Origin of the sequence: Streptomyces sp. NPDC005408 (assembly GCF_040606445.1) — a bacterium.
Lineage (GTDB): Bacteria > Actinomycetota > Actinomycetes > Streptomycetales > Streptomycetaceae > Streptomyces.
In genome coordinates, this window is sequence record NZ_JBEXEX010000071.1 from 15,799 (window position 1) to 29,024 (window position 13,226).

The following is a 13,226-nucleotide window of genomic DNA, read 5'->3' on the forward strand; positions in this document are numbered from 1 at the left end:
CGGGCAACGCGTACGGTTACCAAGGCGGGTGGTGTGTCCGGATTCGGATGGCGAATTAACACCACCCGCCTGATGGCGTGATCTGTGCGTAACAAAGCGCTGTGTGGCTGAAATTCGACGGTCAGCGCACCGGCTGGTTCACCCGCTCGACCTTCTGGGTTCCGCTGAGCGTCCGGTAGGAGCGGGTCCACCGCGTGGTCGCGCCCTGCTGCGTCTTGTCGGAGATGACGTAGTAGTCCATCTGCGAGCGCTCGGCGGTGACGTCGAGGACGCCGTAGCCGTGGTTGTCCATGTCGATCCACTTCACATGGCGGTTGGCCGCCTTGACGGCCGTCTCGGCCACCAGCGAGACCGTGTTGGGCGCGACATGGAGGATGTCGTCCAGGTTGTCGGAGGTCACCGACGTCACCACGAACTCGGTCGCCGCGGACTGCGAGAGCGGGTACGTCGCCGCCTTGACGGGCACGTCGTTCGCCCACGCCATGTGGATGTCGCCGGTCAGGAATACGGTGTTCTTGATGCCGCGCTGGGTGAGGTGCGCCAGCAGCTCCTTGCGGTCGTCCGTGTAGCCGTCCCACTGGTCGACATTGACCGCGAGGCCCTCCTTGGGGAGCCCCAGCAACTCCGCGATCGGCTCCAGGAGATGAGCCGGTACGGAGCCGAAGGCCACCGGCGAGATCATCACCGAGGTGCCGACCAGCTTCCAGGAGGCGTCGGAAGCCGCCAGACCGGACTTCAGCCAGTCCAGCTGGGCGCGGCCGGTGATCGTGCGATCCGGGTCGTCCACGCTGCCGTTGCCGACCGTCGTCTGCTGCGAACGGAAGGAGCGCAGGTCCAGCAGGTGCAGATCGGCGAGCTTGCCGAAGCGCAGGCGGCGGTAGACCGTGCCCTCGGTCGACGCGCGTACGGGCATCCACTCGAAGTAGGCCTGACGTGCGGCCGCGGCGCGCGCCGCCCAGTCGCCCTCGGTGCCCGGGGTGTGGTTCTCCGCGCCGCCCGACCAGGCGTCGTTGGCGAACTCGTGGTCGTCCCAGATCGCGATCACGGGATGCGCGGCGTGCAGCGACTGCAGATCGGCGTCCGTCTTGTACGTGGCGTGCCGGGTGCGGTAGTCGGCGAGCGTGAGGATCTCGTTCTTCGGCGAGTGCTGGCGTACGACGTACTCCGGCGCCGGGTAGCCGCCGGTGGCGTACTCGTAGATGTAGTCGCCGAGATGGAGGATCGCGTCGAGGTCGGCGCGGGCGGCGAGATGGCGGTACGGGGAGAAGTAACCCGCCTCCCAGTTGGCGCAGGAGACGACGCCGAAGCGGACGCCGGGGGTCGCGGCGTCGGTGGCGGGGGCGGTGCGGGTGCGGCCGATGGGCGAGACGCCCGCGCCCGCGGTGAACCGGAAGTAATAGACGGTGGCCTGGCGCAGGCCCCTTACGTCGACCTTGACGGTGTGGTCGGAGGCGGCGTTCGACGTCGTGGTGCCGTGGGCGACGACCTTGGTGAAGGCCTTGTCCTCCGCGACCTCCCAACTCACCGCGGTGTCGGGGCCCTTGCCGGAGCCCGGCACGGCGTCGGGGGTGGGGGTGATACGCGTCCACAGCAGCACGCCGTCGGGCAGCGGGTCGCCGGAGGCTATGCCGTGCAGAAAGAGGGGGGCCGGGGCGTCTGCGGCCGAGGCGGAGTCGGCCGAGGCCGGGGCGGAGGTGGCGACCGCGATGGCGGGCGCGGCGACGACAGCGGTGGCGGCGGCCTTGACGACCGTGCGGCGGCTGGGAGTTGAGGTGAGTCTACTGGTCACGGCCGATCAGACTACTGATCGGTAGGTCAAATGGGCGAGCGAATGGGGAAAGTTCGCCGGGGGGTTGGGCAGGGGCCACCGGGCTGTTCCCCGGTGGGTGGCCGTAGCGGGACGAAGGGGGTGTTTCCCTCACCCCGCCGCGGACCGCCGAGGGGGCTTCGCGGCGCGGGGGCTGGAGCGGAGAGCCAGCGCTCTCCGGGGGCGGGGGCGCGGGCAGGCGCAGGGACCACCGCCTCGGGAGCCGGATGCCCGGCTCGGGGTGCCGACTGGGCGGCGCCCGCACCCTCAGCGCCACCTCCGTCGGAGCGCCCCGCCCCGGTTGGCCGGAGTCGGGGCGACCGGGGGCTCAGCCCGCGAGGGCCTTGGTGATGGCCGCGTTGTACTGCTCCACCGTCAACGGCGGGTTGTCCGTGCCCTCTGCCGTGACCTTCTTGCCGTCCATCTTCAGCGTCGGGGTGCCGCCCACCCCGCTCTTGTCGAACGTCGCCGACATCTTCATCGCCCAGGCGTCGAACGTCCCGTCCTCGACGTTCTTCTTGAACGCGGCGTTGTTCTTGAGCGCCGGGACCGAGTCCGCGACCTCCAGGAGGTACGAGTCCTTGGAGAACTTGTCGTCGGTCTCCTTGGGGTGGTACTTCGCCGAGTAGAGCGCCGTCTTGTACTCCGAGAACGCCTCGGGGCTCACATTCAGCGCCGCACCCAGCGCGCTCAGCGCGTTCTTCGACCCCTCGCCCTGGCCGGCGTTGTCGATGAAGGTCGCGCCGATGTACTTGATCCTGTACTTGCCGGCGTCGACGTCCTTCTTCACCGTCGGGCCCACCGCCTGCTCGAAGTTCGCGCAGATCGGGCAGCGCGAGTCCTCGTACAGCTCCAGGGTCTTCTTCGCGGACGCCTTGCCGATGACGACGGTCGTGCCGTTCTCGCCCTCGGTGTTCTTCGGCGCGGTGACGTTCTTCTCGTCCTTCGCCGACTCCCAGTGCGTCGGCTTGCTGGCCTGCATGATCGCGTAGCCGGCGCCGCCCGCGATCGCGAGGACCACGATCGTCGAGCCGATGACGATGAGCTGACGGCGGGTCTTGTCCTTCTTGGCCTGGCGCTCTCGCTCCTGGCGCAGCCGCTCGCGGGCCGCCGCCTTATTGGCCTTGCTGTTACGTGCACTCATGCTGATTCACTCCGTGGGACGTCGTATCCGGAGATACGGAAAAGAGGGACTGCGGGCTCAGGCGAAGACTGCGGCCGAGCGCGGCGGTCCCCGTCGTCCGACGGAGTGCACCAGCAGGCGGGTGCGGGAGATGCCGGGCCGGCGAAGCGCGGGGCGCGCTCCGCGGCGTATGGACCCGTGGGCCGTGACCACCGCCCCGGCCGCCAGCAGCAGCGGACGGAACGCGAACGCCCCCACCGCCCGGACCAGACCGGCCAGCGCGGACTCGCCGCGCCGCAGCCAGGCCGCGGCCAGCAGCCCGACCGACACATGCGCGGCGAGCAGCAGCCAGGGCAGGACGGGGTTGGCGGAGTGCAGCAGGGCCGCCGCGCCGCGGTCGGGGACGGCAACACCGGGCAGCGCAGTGCCGACGCTGCCGCCGCCGCACAGCACATCGAAGCCGACCGCACGCAGCGACCCGGCGACAGGCCCGCCGCCGGGGCCGTAACAGACGTCCTGGCCCGTGGTGAACACGGTGTCCGCGGCCAGTTCCAGCGGGACGAGCAGACTCGCGATCCGCCAGTAGCCCCGCTCGCGGCCCGACAGGGCGTACGCGACGGCGAAGACGCCCGCGGACAGCCCGGCGACGGTGGTCAGCGGCAGCGGGACCCGTGAGAGCAGCACATGCGACGCCGCGGACAGCGTCACGACCAGTGCCGTGAAGACCGCCGCCCGCAGCGCCCTGAGCTGCATCCCTGATATGTCCATCACCGGGAGTGTCCCATGCGTGCCTGTAAGGGACTCCTAAGGATCCGGCCCTCCTAGAGACCCGGAATACGACCGTTACGGAACAGGTCCACGAAGATCTGGTGGTCCGCCCGCGCCCGCGCGCCGTAGCTGTGTGCGAACTCGACGAGCAGCTCGCCGAAGCCGTCCTCGTCCGCCGCGATCGCCGCGTCGATGGCCCGCTCCGTCGAGAACGGCACCAGCGAGTGGCCGCTCTCGTCGTCGGCCGCGCCGTGCATCGTCGCCGTCGCCCGCCCGAGGTCGGCGACGACCGCCGCGATCTCCTCCGGGTCGTCGATGTCCGACCAGTCCAGGTCCACCGCGTACGGAGACACCTCGGCGACGAGCTGACCGGCGCCGTCCAGCTCGGTCCAGCCCAGCCACGGGTCGGCGTGGTCCTGGAGCGCGCGCTGCGAGATCACCGTGCGGTGGCCCTCGTGCTGGAAGTACTCCCGCACTGAGGCGTCAGTGATGTGGCGGGAGACCGCGGGGGTCTGCGCCTGCTTCATGTAGATGATGACGTCGTTCTCGAGGGCGTCGCTGTTGCCTTCGAGCAGGATGTTGTACGAGGGCAGGCCCGCGGATCCGATGCCGATGCCGCGCCGGCCCACGACATCCTTGACGCGGTACGAGTCGGGCCGGGTCAGGCTGGACTCGGGCAGCGTCTCCAGGTAGCCGTCGAAGGCCGCGAGCACCTTGTAGCGGGTGGCCGCGTCCAGCTCGATCGAGCCGCCGCCGGGCGCGAAACGGCGCTCGAAGTCACGGATCTCGGTCATCGAGTCGAGCAGCGCGAAACGGGTCAGCGAGCGGGCGTCGCGCAGGGCGTCCAGCAGCGGGCCCTCGGCGGTGTCCAGCGTGAAGGGCGGCACCTCGTCGTTCTTGGCGCCGGTGGCCAGGGCGTGGATGCGCTCGCGATACGCGGCGGCGTAGACCCGTACCAGCTCGGTGATCTGCTCGTCGCTGAGCGCCTTGGTGTAGCCGATCAGCGCCAGCGACGCGGCGAGCCGCTTGAGGTCCCAGGTGAAGGGGCCGACATACGCCTCGTCGAAGTCGTTGACGTTGAAAATCAGCCGTCCGTTGGCGTCCATGTACGTGCCGAAGTTCTCGGCGTGCAGATCGCCGTGGATCCACACCCGGCCGGTGCGGTCGTCGAGGAACGGGCCGCCGTGCTGCTCCCGCTCCAGGTCGTTGTAGAAGAGGCAGGCGGTGCCCCGGTAGAACGCGAACGCCGACGCGGCCATTTTCCGGAACTTGACCCGGAAGGCAGCGGGATCGGCGGCCAGCAGCTGGCCGAAGGCGGTGTCGAAGACGGTGAGAATCTGCTCGCCGCGCTCTTCAGCTGTGACCTCGGCGGATCGCGGTACCGACATCGCTTGGTGCCTCCTGGTGCATGGCAGATGTGGGGATCCCCCGGCGACGCCGGGGGGAGGGGTTCCCTCCCCTCCAACGCACGACCGTACTCGGGAGTGCCCGCCGACTGTCAGTGCCAAGACGTAGACTTCCACGCTGTTCCCCCAGACTGTCCGCAGCCTGTCGACCACCGTTCTCCGGAGGCATTCCACCGTGACCAAGCCGCCGTTCACGCACCTTCACGTCCACACCCAGTACTCCCTGCTGGACGGTGCTGCGCGGCTCAAGGACATGTTCAATGCCTGCAACGAGATGGGCATGACCCACATCGCCATGACGGACCATGGCAACCTCCACGGGGCGTACGACTTCTTCCACTCGGCGAAGAAGGCGGACGTCACGCCCATCATCGGCATCGAGGCGTACATCGCCCCCGAGTCCCGGCGGAACAAGCGGAAGATCCAGTGGGGCCAGCCCCACCAGAAGCGGGACGACGTCTCCGGTTCGGGTGGTTACACCCACAAGACGATCTGGGCGGCGAACAAGACCGGTCTCCACAATCTCTTCCGGCTCTCCTCGGACGCGTATGCCGAGGGCTGGCTGCAGAAGTGGCCGCGGATGGACAAGGAGACCATCGCCCAGTGGTCGGAGGGGCTCATCGCCTCCACCGGCTGCCCCTCCGGCGAGCTCCAGACCCGGCTGCGCCTCGGCCAGTTCGACGAGGCACTCAAGGCCGCTTCCGAGTACCAGGACATCTTCGGCAAGGACCGGTACTTCCTGGAGCTGATGGACCACGGCATCGAGATCGAGCGCCGGGTCCGCGACGGCCTGCTCGAGATCGGCAAGAAGCTCGGCATCCCGCCGATCGTCACCAACGACTCGCACTACACCTACGCCCATGAGGCGACGGCCCACGACGCCCTGCTCTGCATCCAGACCGGCAAGAACCTCTCGGACCCGGACCGCTTCCGCTTCGACGGCACCGGCTACTACCTGAAGTCCACGGACGAGATGTACGCCGTGGACTCCTCGGACGCCTGGCAGGAGGGCTGCGCCAACACCCTCCTCGTCGCGCAGCAGATCGATACCGAGGGCTGGTTCGAAGAGCGCAACCTGATGCCGAAGTTCGAGGTCCCCGAGGGCTACACCGAGGTGACCTGGTTCCGCGAGGAGACCATGCGCGGCATGGCCCGGCGCTACCCCGGCGGCATCCCGGACGACCGGCTCAAGCAGGTCGAGTACGAGATGGGCATCATCATCGACATGGGCTTCCCGGGGTACTTCCTCGTGGTCGCCGACTTCATTATGTGGGCCAAGAACAACGGCATCGCGGTGGGCCCCGGCCGGGGCTCCGCGGCCGGTTCGATCGTCGCGTACGCCATGGGCATCACCGACCTCGACCCGATCGAGCACGGCCTGATCTTCGAGCGGTTCCTCAACCCCGAGCGCATCTCCATGCCCGACGTCGACATCGACTTCGACGAGCGCAGGCGCGGCGAGGTCATCCGGTACGTCACGGAGAAGTACGGCGCCGACAAGGTCGCCATGATCGGCACCTACGGCAAGATCAAGGCGAAGAACGCCATCAAGGACTCCGCCCGGGTGCTCGGCTATCCGTACGCCATGGGTGACCGGCTCACCAAGGCGATGCCGGCCGACGTCCTCGGCAAGGGCATCGACCTCAACGGCATCACCGACCCCAAGCACCCGCGCTACAGCGAGGCGGGCGAGATCCGGGGGATGTACGAGAACGAGCCGGACGTGAAGAAGGTCATCGACACCGCCAAGGGCGTCGAGGGCCTGGTCCGGCAGATGGGTGTGCACGCGGCCGGCGTGATCATGTCCAGCGAGACCATCACCGACCATGTCCCGGTCTGGGTCAGGCACTCCGACGGCGTCACCATCACGCAGTGGGACTACCCGAGCTGTGAGTCGCTCGGCCTGCTGAAGATGGACTTCCTGGGCCTGCGGAACCTGACCATCATGGACGACGCCGTCAAGATGGTGAAGGCGAACAAGGGCGTCGAGCTGGACCTGCTCAGCATCCCGCTGGACGACCCCACGACGTACGAACTGCTCTGCCGCGGTGACACGCTCGGCGTCTTCCAGTTCGACGGCGGCCCCATGCGTTCGCTGCTGCGGCTGATGAAGCCCGACAACTTCGAGGACATTTCCGCCGTCTCGGCCCTGTACCGGCCGGGCCCGATGGGAATGAACTCGCACACGAACTACGCGCTCCGCAAGAACGGCCAGCAGGAGATCACGCCGATCCACCCGGAGCTCGAGGCGCCCCTCAAGGAGGTCCTCGGCCTCACCCACGGCCTGATCGTGTACCAGGAGCAGGTGCAGAAGGCCGCCCAGATCATCGCCGGGTACTCCCTCGGCGAGGCCGACATCCTCCGCCGCGTCATGGGCAAGAAGAAGCCCGAGGAGCTGGCGAAGAACTTCGGCATCTTCCAGGCGGGCGCCCGCAAGAACGGCTACTCCGACGAGGCGATCCAGGCCCTGTGGGACGTGCTGGTCCCCTTCGCCGGATACGCCTTCAACAAGGCGCACTCCTCGGCGTACGGCCTGGTAACCTACTGGACCGCGTATCTCAAGGCGAACTACCCGGCCGAGTACATGGCCGCGCTGCTCACCTCGGTGAAGGACGACAAGGACAAGTCCGCGGTCTATCTGAACGAGTGCCGCCGCATGGGCATCAAGGTCCTGCCGCCCAATGTGAACGAGTCGCAGTCGAACTTCGCCGCCCAGGGCGACGATGTGATCCTCTTCGGCCTCTCCGCCGTCCGTAACGTCGGTACGAACGTCGTGGACTCGATCATCCGCGGCCGCAAGTCCAAGGGGAAGTACACCTCCTTCCCCGACTTCCTCGACAAGGTCGAGGCGGTCGTCTGCAACAAGCGGACCGTCGAATCACTCATCAAGGCAGGCGCCTTCGACGAGATGGGCCACACCCGCAAGGGCCTGGTCGCCCACCACGAACCGATGATTGACAACGTGGTCGCGGTCAAGCGCAAGGAGGCCGAGGGCCAGTTCGACCTCTTCGGCGGGATGGGCGACGAGGCCACCGACGAGCCGGGCTTCGGGCTCGACGTCGAGTTCTCCGACATCGAGTGGGACAAGTCCTATCTGCTCGCGCAGGAGCGCGAGATGCTCGGCCTCTACGTCTCCGACCATCCGCTCTTCGGTATCGAGCATGTCCTGAGCGACAAGACGGACGCCGCGATCTCCCAGCTCACCGGCGGTGAGCACGCGGACGGCGCGGTCGTCACCATCGGCGGCATCATCTCCGGCCTGCAGCGCAAGATGACCAAGCAGGGCAACGCCTGGGCGATCGCGACGGTCGAGGATCTGGCCGGCTCCATCGAGTGCATGTTCTTCCCGGCGACGTATCAGCTGGTGTCGACCCAGCTCGTCGAGGACACCGTGGTCTTCGTCAAGGGACGCCTCGACAAGCGCGAGGACATCCCGCGTCTTGTCGCCATGGAGCTGATGGTCCCCGACATCTCCTCGGCCGGTACCAACGCACCCGTGGTGGTCACCATCCCGACGGTGAAGATCACGCCGCCGATGGTCAGCAGGCTCGGCGAGATCCTCAGCCATCACAAGGGCAACACCGAGGTACGGATCAAGCTGCAGGGCCCCCGCAAGACGACGGTGCTCCGGCTCGACCGGCACCGCGTCCAGCCGGACCCGGCGCTCTTCGGCGATCTCAAGGTGCTGCTCGGCCCGTCCTGCTTGGCCGGGTAAGGCTCTCCGGCACACAGTTCACGCACCCGCTTACGCACACGCACACGCAGGGGCGCGCCCGTCGTCACGGGCGCGCCCCTTGCGGCGTTACGGCGCGATCAGTTGTGGCCGAAGCGCCGCTGGTGCTTACGCGCAACATCGGCCGGGCTGCCCTGAGCCTGCGACTGGGGCTGTGCCTGCGACTCGTACGCGGTCGTCTTGGCCTGCTCGCCACCGCGCTCGGCGGCCGATGAGCGGTCCTGCTGAGCGCTCTGCTTGCGATTCTTGTTCTTGGCCATGGTGATACCTCCTGTGGGGGATCTCGGGGCCAGGGCCGCGACCAGATTCACATACCAGCCTAACTGCCGCATTTTGGATCACTACGGTGTGTAAAGGGCGCTTGTCGCACCATGGGTTCGGGGATCCGCCACGCCGGTGATCGAGTTCCGGCCGTTAACCCTCCCGTGGTCGGGCAGACTCGAAGGAAACCCGGAACAATCCCCGATCCGGACCCTTCCCCGCTCCCCAAGTTCCCGAAAGAGGGTGGAACGCGTGGACCGCTGCGTTGTCCTGGTGGACGCCGGATATCTGCTGGGCGCCGCCGCGAGCCTGCTCGCCGGGGAACCTGCGCGTTCCCGGATCACCGTCGACCACGCCGCCCTGATCCAGGGCCTGCGCGAACTCGCCGAGACCGATACGGAACGACCACTGCTGCGCATCTACTGGTTCGACGGCGCCCCCGACCGCGTACCGCAGCCCGAGCACCGGCGACTGCGTGTGATGCCGAGGGTGACGGTCCGGCTGGGCGCACTGACCCGGAGCGACGGCCGCTGGGCGCAGAAGGGCGTCGATGCGGCCATGCATGCCGAGCTCACCGAACTGGCCAGAAATCGCGCTTGTTCCGATGTGGTCCTGGTGACCGGGGACGGGGATCTGCTGCCCGGACTGATGTCGGCCAAGGAACACGGCGTCGCCGTCCACCTCTGGGCGGTGCAGGCCGCCGACGGCGACTACAACCAGTCCGAGGACCTGGTCGCCGAGGCCGACGAGCGGCGGGTGCTCGACCGCGCGTGGATCACCCGAGCCGTACGGGCCAAGGAGCTCACCGGAATCTGTGCCCCGCCGCCCGTGCCCCGCCCCGAGATCGCCGCGATCCTCTCCGCGCCGCTGCCCGAGTCGGCGCTCGCGGCCTCGCAGGAGCGCGCCGCCGATGCCGTACGCAACGGCTCACAGCCCGCCCCCTCGCAGAACGGCTCCGAGCCCGGCCCGGCCCCCGCCGCCAAGGGCGGCGTCCCCACCCCCAAGGACCTCGCGGGCCTGCGCGGACCCGGCCAGCACCCCGCGCCCCAACCGGCGAGCGCCACCCTGCGCTGGTCCTCCGACAAGGGCTGGGTGGAACGGCCCGGCGGCGGCACCCTGGGCGAGCCGCCCGAGACGGCTTCGCTGCCGACGCTCGCCCAGCTCACCAGCGCCGAGCAGCGCTGGGCCGACCGCGAGGAGGACATCACCACGGTCGGCGGTGACCCCTTCGAGGTCGGACAGGTCTTCGCCCGGCGCTGGATGGAACGGCTGCCGGAAGCAGGCCACGTGCAGCAGCTGTCCACCATGTACCCGCGGATCCCGCACCGTATCGACGGCGAACTGCTGCGGTACGCGGCACGTTTCGGACTTCTCGCGCACAAGGACGACCAGATCGACGAGCACGACCGCTATGCGATCCGGGCGGGATTCTGGCGCGAGATCGATGTGAGGGCGGCCGCGGAACACGCCCCCGCGGGGGAGTAGCCCCGCCGACCCCGTAGTCTCGTCCCTTGTGAGTACGGTGTGCGTGGTGCGGGATCTGGTCAAGACGTACCCCGCCGCGCGCGCTCGCCGAGGCACCCCCGGGACACCCGAGGTGCGTGCCACGGACGGGATTTCGCTGGAGGTGCGGCGCGGCGAGATCTTCGGGCTGCTCGGGCCCAACGGCGCCGGCAAGTCCACCCTCGTACGACAGCTCACCGGCCTGATGCGCCCGGACAGCGGCAGCGTCGAAGTGCTGGGCCACGATCTCGTACGCCACCCGGAGCGCGCCGCCCGGCTCATCGGATATCTCGGGCAGGAGTCCACCGCCCTCGACGAACTGACGGTCGCACTCGCCGCCGAGACGACCGGCAGGCTGCGCGGACTGCCCGCACGCCGGGCTCGGGCCGAGCGGGACGCCGTACTGGAGGAGCTCGGGCTGACCGAGCTCGCCGCGCGCCCCCTGAAGAAACTCTCCGGCGGACAGCGGCGGCTGGCCTGCTTCGCGGCGACGCTGGTGGGGGAGCGGCCGGTGCTGGTACTGGACGAGCCGACCACCGGCATGGACCCTGTCGCACGGCGCGCGGTGTGGGCCGCGGTCGACCGGCGGCGGGCCGAGAACGGGGCGACCGTGCTGCTCGTCACCCATAACGTCATCGAGGCCGAGACCGTACTCGACCGGGTCGCCGTACTGGAACGAGGCCGCGTCATCGCCTGCGACACCCCGGCCGGGCTCAAGGAGCGGATCGCAGGTGAGGTACGGGTCGAGCTGGTGTGGCGCGAGCGGGCACCGCTGGATGTGCCCGAAGTCGCCGCGCTGCGCCCCTCCGCACAGGAGTCCGGACGCCGGTGGGTGCTCAGGCTCGCGCCGGACGAGGCACGGGCCGCGGTCGGTGCGGTGACCGGCGGCGCTGCGTTCGCGGCGCTCGACGACTTCACACTGGCCGCGCCCAGCCTGGAGGACGTCTACCTGGCGCTCGGCGGGAACGCGACGAAGGGGCTGGTCAAGGCGTGAGCACCGTGCCCGCGGAGGCGGTGTCCGGACCCTCCGGACAGGCCCGGCAGGTCAGGGCCACCAGCGTGGCCCCGGCCGCGGCCGCAGCGCCCCTCGCGCCGCGGGCGCGGCTGCTGCCCGCGCTCGGCGCCGTGTACCGCGCGCAGCTGTCGCGGGCGCGGGTCGCCCGGATTCCGCTGCTCTTCGTGGCGACCTTCCAGTCGATCGGGATCATGGTCCTGATGCGCGGGGTCGTCGACGGCGGCGCCGAGGCGCGGGCCGTCGTCGCCGGGTCGAGCGTCCTCGTCGTCGCGTTCGTCGCCCTCAATCTCCTCGCCCAGTACTTCGGACAGCTGCGGGCGAGCGGCGGGCTCGACCACTACGCCACGCTGCCGGTGCCGCCTGCGGCGGTGGTGCTCGGCGCGGCCGGTGCGTACGCCTCCTTCACCGTGCCCGGCACGGTCGTCACGGCGGTCGCGGGCAGCGTCCTCTTCCAGCTGCCGCTGACGCATCTGTGGGTGCTCGCCGCGGTCGTCCCGCTCGCCGGAGCGGCCCTCGCCGGTCTCGGCGCGGCGCTCGGGCTGCTCGCGCCGCGCCAGGAACTGGCCACGCTGCTGGGGCAGTTGGGCATGTCCTCGGCGCTGCTCCTCGGCGTACTGCCGGCGGACCGGCTGCCCGGGCCCATCACGTACGCCCGTGATCTGCTGCCGTCGACCTACGGAGTCGAGGCCCTCGCCCGAACCTTCGACGCGCGTCCCGACTGGGCGGTCGTCGGGCTGGACCTCGCGGTCTGCGCGGTCGTGGGTGTCGTCTCGCTGACGGTCGCGACGTGGGCGTACCGGCGGGCGGCAGTCCGGTGAGGCACCGTCCGGGGACGCCTGGCACGATGGCGGTGTGACCGCACCTCTGACTCCGCCGCACCAGCCCTCGCCGAACAACGACCCGTGGCAGTCGCCGCCGGCCGGGCCCGGCCCCTCCTATGTGCCCGAGGCGCAGGACGGCGCGGACGTGAAAACGGACGCGCGGGACGCGGTCGTCGTGGTCGTCGCCGTGGCGATCCTGGGTGTGGCGCTCGGGCTGCTTTGGCTTTGGCTGGCCCCCCGTGTGCCGCTGATCTCCAGCGACAAGGCGGTCTTCCTCAAGGACACGGAGGGCGAGGAGGCGGTGGGCGCGGACGGTACGTTCGCGCTGCTGGCCCTCGCGTTCGGCGCGGTCAGCGCGGCCGCCGTCTTCTTCTTCCGCAGGCGCGGGGGCATCGCACTGGTGGTGGCCCTCGCGCTGGGCGGGCTGCTCGGCTCGCTGCTGGCGTGGGGGATCGGGGAGTGGTTCGGCCCGACGGACGACGTGGTGGCGCATGCGCGGGCGGTGGGGGAGGGCGTGACGTTCGACGCGCCGCTGGAGCTCAAGGCCCATGGGGCGCTGCTGGCGTGGCCGGTGGCGGCGATGGTGGTTCACCTGGCGCTGACGGCGCTGTTCGGTCCGCGGGATCCGGAGCCGGAGTGGCCGCCGGTTCCTTACGGGCCGGGGCCGGGCGCGGGTCCGGGCGGCGCGGGCTGACGCCTGCGGCGGGCTTCACCCCGCCCCGCCCCTTCCCGAACTGGGGCTCCGCCCCAGACCCGCGCCTCAAACGCCGGCGGGGCTGGATATGCGGC

10 protein-coding genes are annotated in these 13,226 nt (G+C 69.7%); 5 read left to right on the top strand and 5 right to left on the bottom strand.

Annotated features, from left to right (window positions below; translation table 11 throughout):
- Positions 1-121 precede the first annotated feature (121 nt).
- The 4 genes from ABZS64_RS35800 to ABZS64_RS35815 form a co-directional block, all read right to left on the bottom strand.
- The gene (locus ABZS64_RS35800; RefSeq protein ID WP_355838790.1) at positions 122-1,789 is read right to left on the bottom strand and encodes an alkaline phosphatase D family protein; all 1,668 of its coding nucleotides are present in this window, start codon (positions 1,787-1,789) and stop codon (positions 122-124) included.
- A gap of 346 nt (positions 1,790-2,135) precedes the next feature.
- A complete protein-coding gene (locus ABZS64_RS35805) occupies positions 2,136-2,951 on the bottom strand; it encodes a DsbA family protein (protein WP_355838792.1) in 816 nt (271 codons plus the stop codon).
- Positions 2,952-3,008: 57 nt separating this feature from the next.
- The gene (locus ABZS64_RS35810) at positions 3,009-3,698 is read right to left on the bottom strand and encodes a hypothetical protein (protein ID WP_355838794.1); all 690 of its coding nucleotides are present in this window, start codon (positions 3,696-3,698) and stop codon (positions 3,009-3,011) included.
- 53 nt (positions 3,699-3,751) lie between these two features.
- Complete coding sequence (locus ABZS64_RS35815) at positions 3,752-5,086, bottom strand: DUF2252 domain-containing protein (RefSeq protein WP_355838796.1); 1,335 nt, start codon at positions 5,084-5,086, stop codon at positions 3,752-3,754.
- 193 nt (positions 5,087-5,279) lie between these two features.
- Between ABZS64_RS35815 and dnaE the strand changes: the two genes are divergently transcribed.
- A complete protein-coding gene (dnaE, locus tag ABZS64_RS35820) occupies positions 5,280-8,819 on the top strand; it encodes a DNA polymerase III subunit alpha (protein ID WP_355838798.1) in 3,540 nt (1,179 codons plus the stop codon).
- Positions 8,820-8,917: 98 nt separating this feature from the next.
- On the opposite strand, the gene ABZS64_RS35825 is transcribed toward dnaE, so the two are convergent.
- Positions 8,918-9,097, bottom strand: a complete 180-nt coding sequence (locus ABZS64_RS35825) for a hypothetical protein (RefSeq protein WP_355838800.1) — start codon at positions 9,095-9,097, stop codon at positions 8,918-8,920.
- Between the two features lie 244 nt (positions 9,098-9,341).
- Here ABZS64_RS35825 and ABZS64_RS35830 point away from each other — a divergent pair, with 244 nt between their 5' ends.
- The 4 genes from ABZS64_RS35830 to ABZS64_RS35845 all read left to right on the top strand — a co-directional run bounded on the left by ABZS64_RS35830 (position 9,342) and on the right by ABZS64_RS35845 (position 13,131).
- Positions 9,342-10,583: an NYN domain-containing protein gene (locus tag ABZS64_RS35830; RefSeq protein WP_355838802.1), complete on the top strand. Its 1,242-nt coding sequence runs from the start codon at positions 9,342-9,344 to the stop codon at positions 10,581-10,583.
- 37 nt (positions 10,584-10,620) lie between these two features.
- On the top strand, positions 10,621-11,595 hold the full coding sequence (locus tag ABZS64_RS35835; protein ID WP_355838808.1) for an ABC transporter ATP-binding protein: 975 nt from the start codon (positions 10,621-10,623) through the stop codon (positions 11,593-11,595).
- Positions 11,596-11,660: 65 nt separating this feature from the next.
- Positions 11,661-12,434, top strand: a complete 774-nt coding sequence (locus ABZS64_RS35840) for an ABC transporter permease (protein ID WP_355838810.1) — start codon at positions 11,661-11,663, stop codon at positions 12,432-12,434.
- Between the two features lie 34 nt (positions 12,435-12,468).
- Positions 12,469-13,131: an ABC transporter permease gene (locus tag ABZS64_RS35845; RefSeq protein WP_355838804.1), complete on the top strand. Its 663-nt coding sequence runs from the start codon at positions 12,469-12,471 to the stop codon at positions 13,129-13,131.
- The last annotated feature ends 95 nt before the right edge of the window (positions 13,132-13,226 follow it).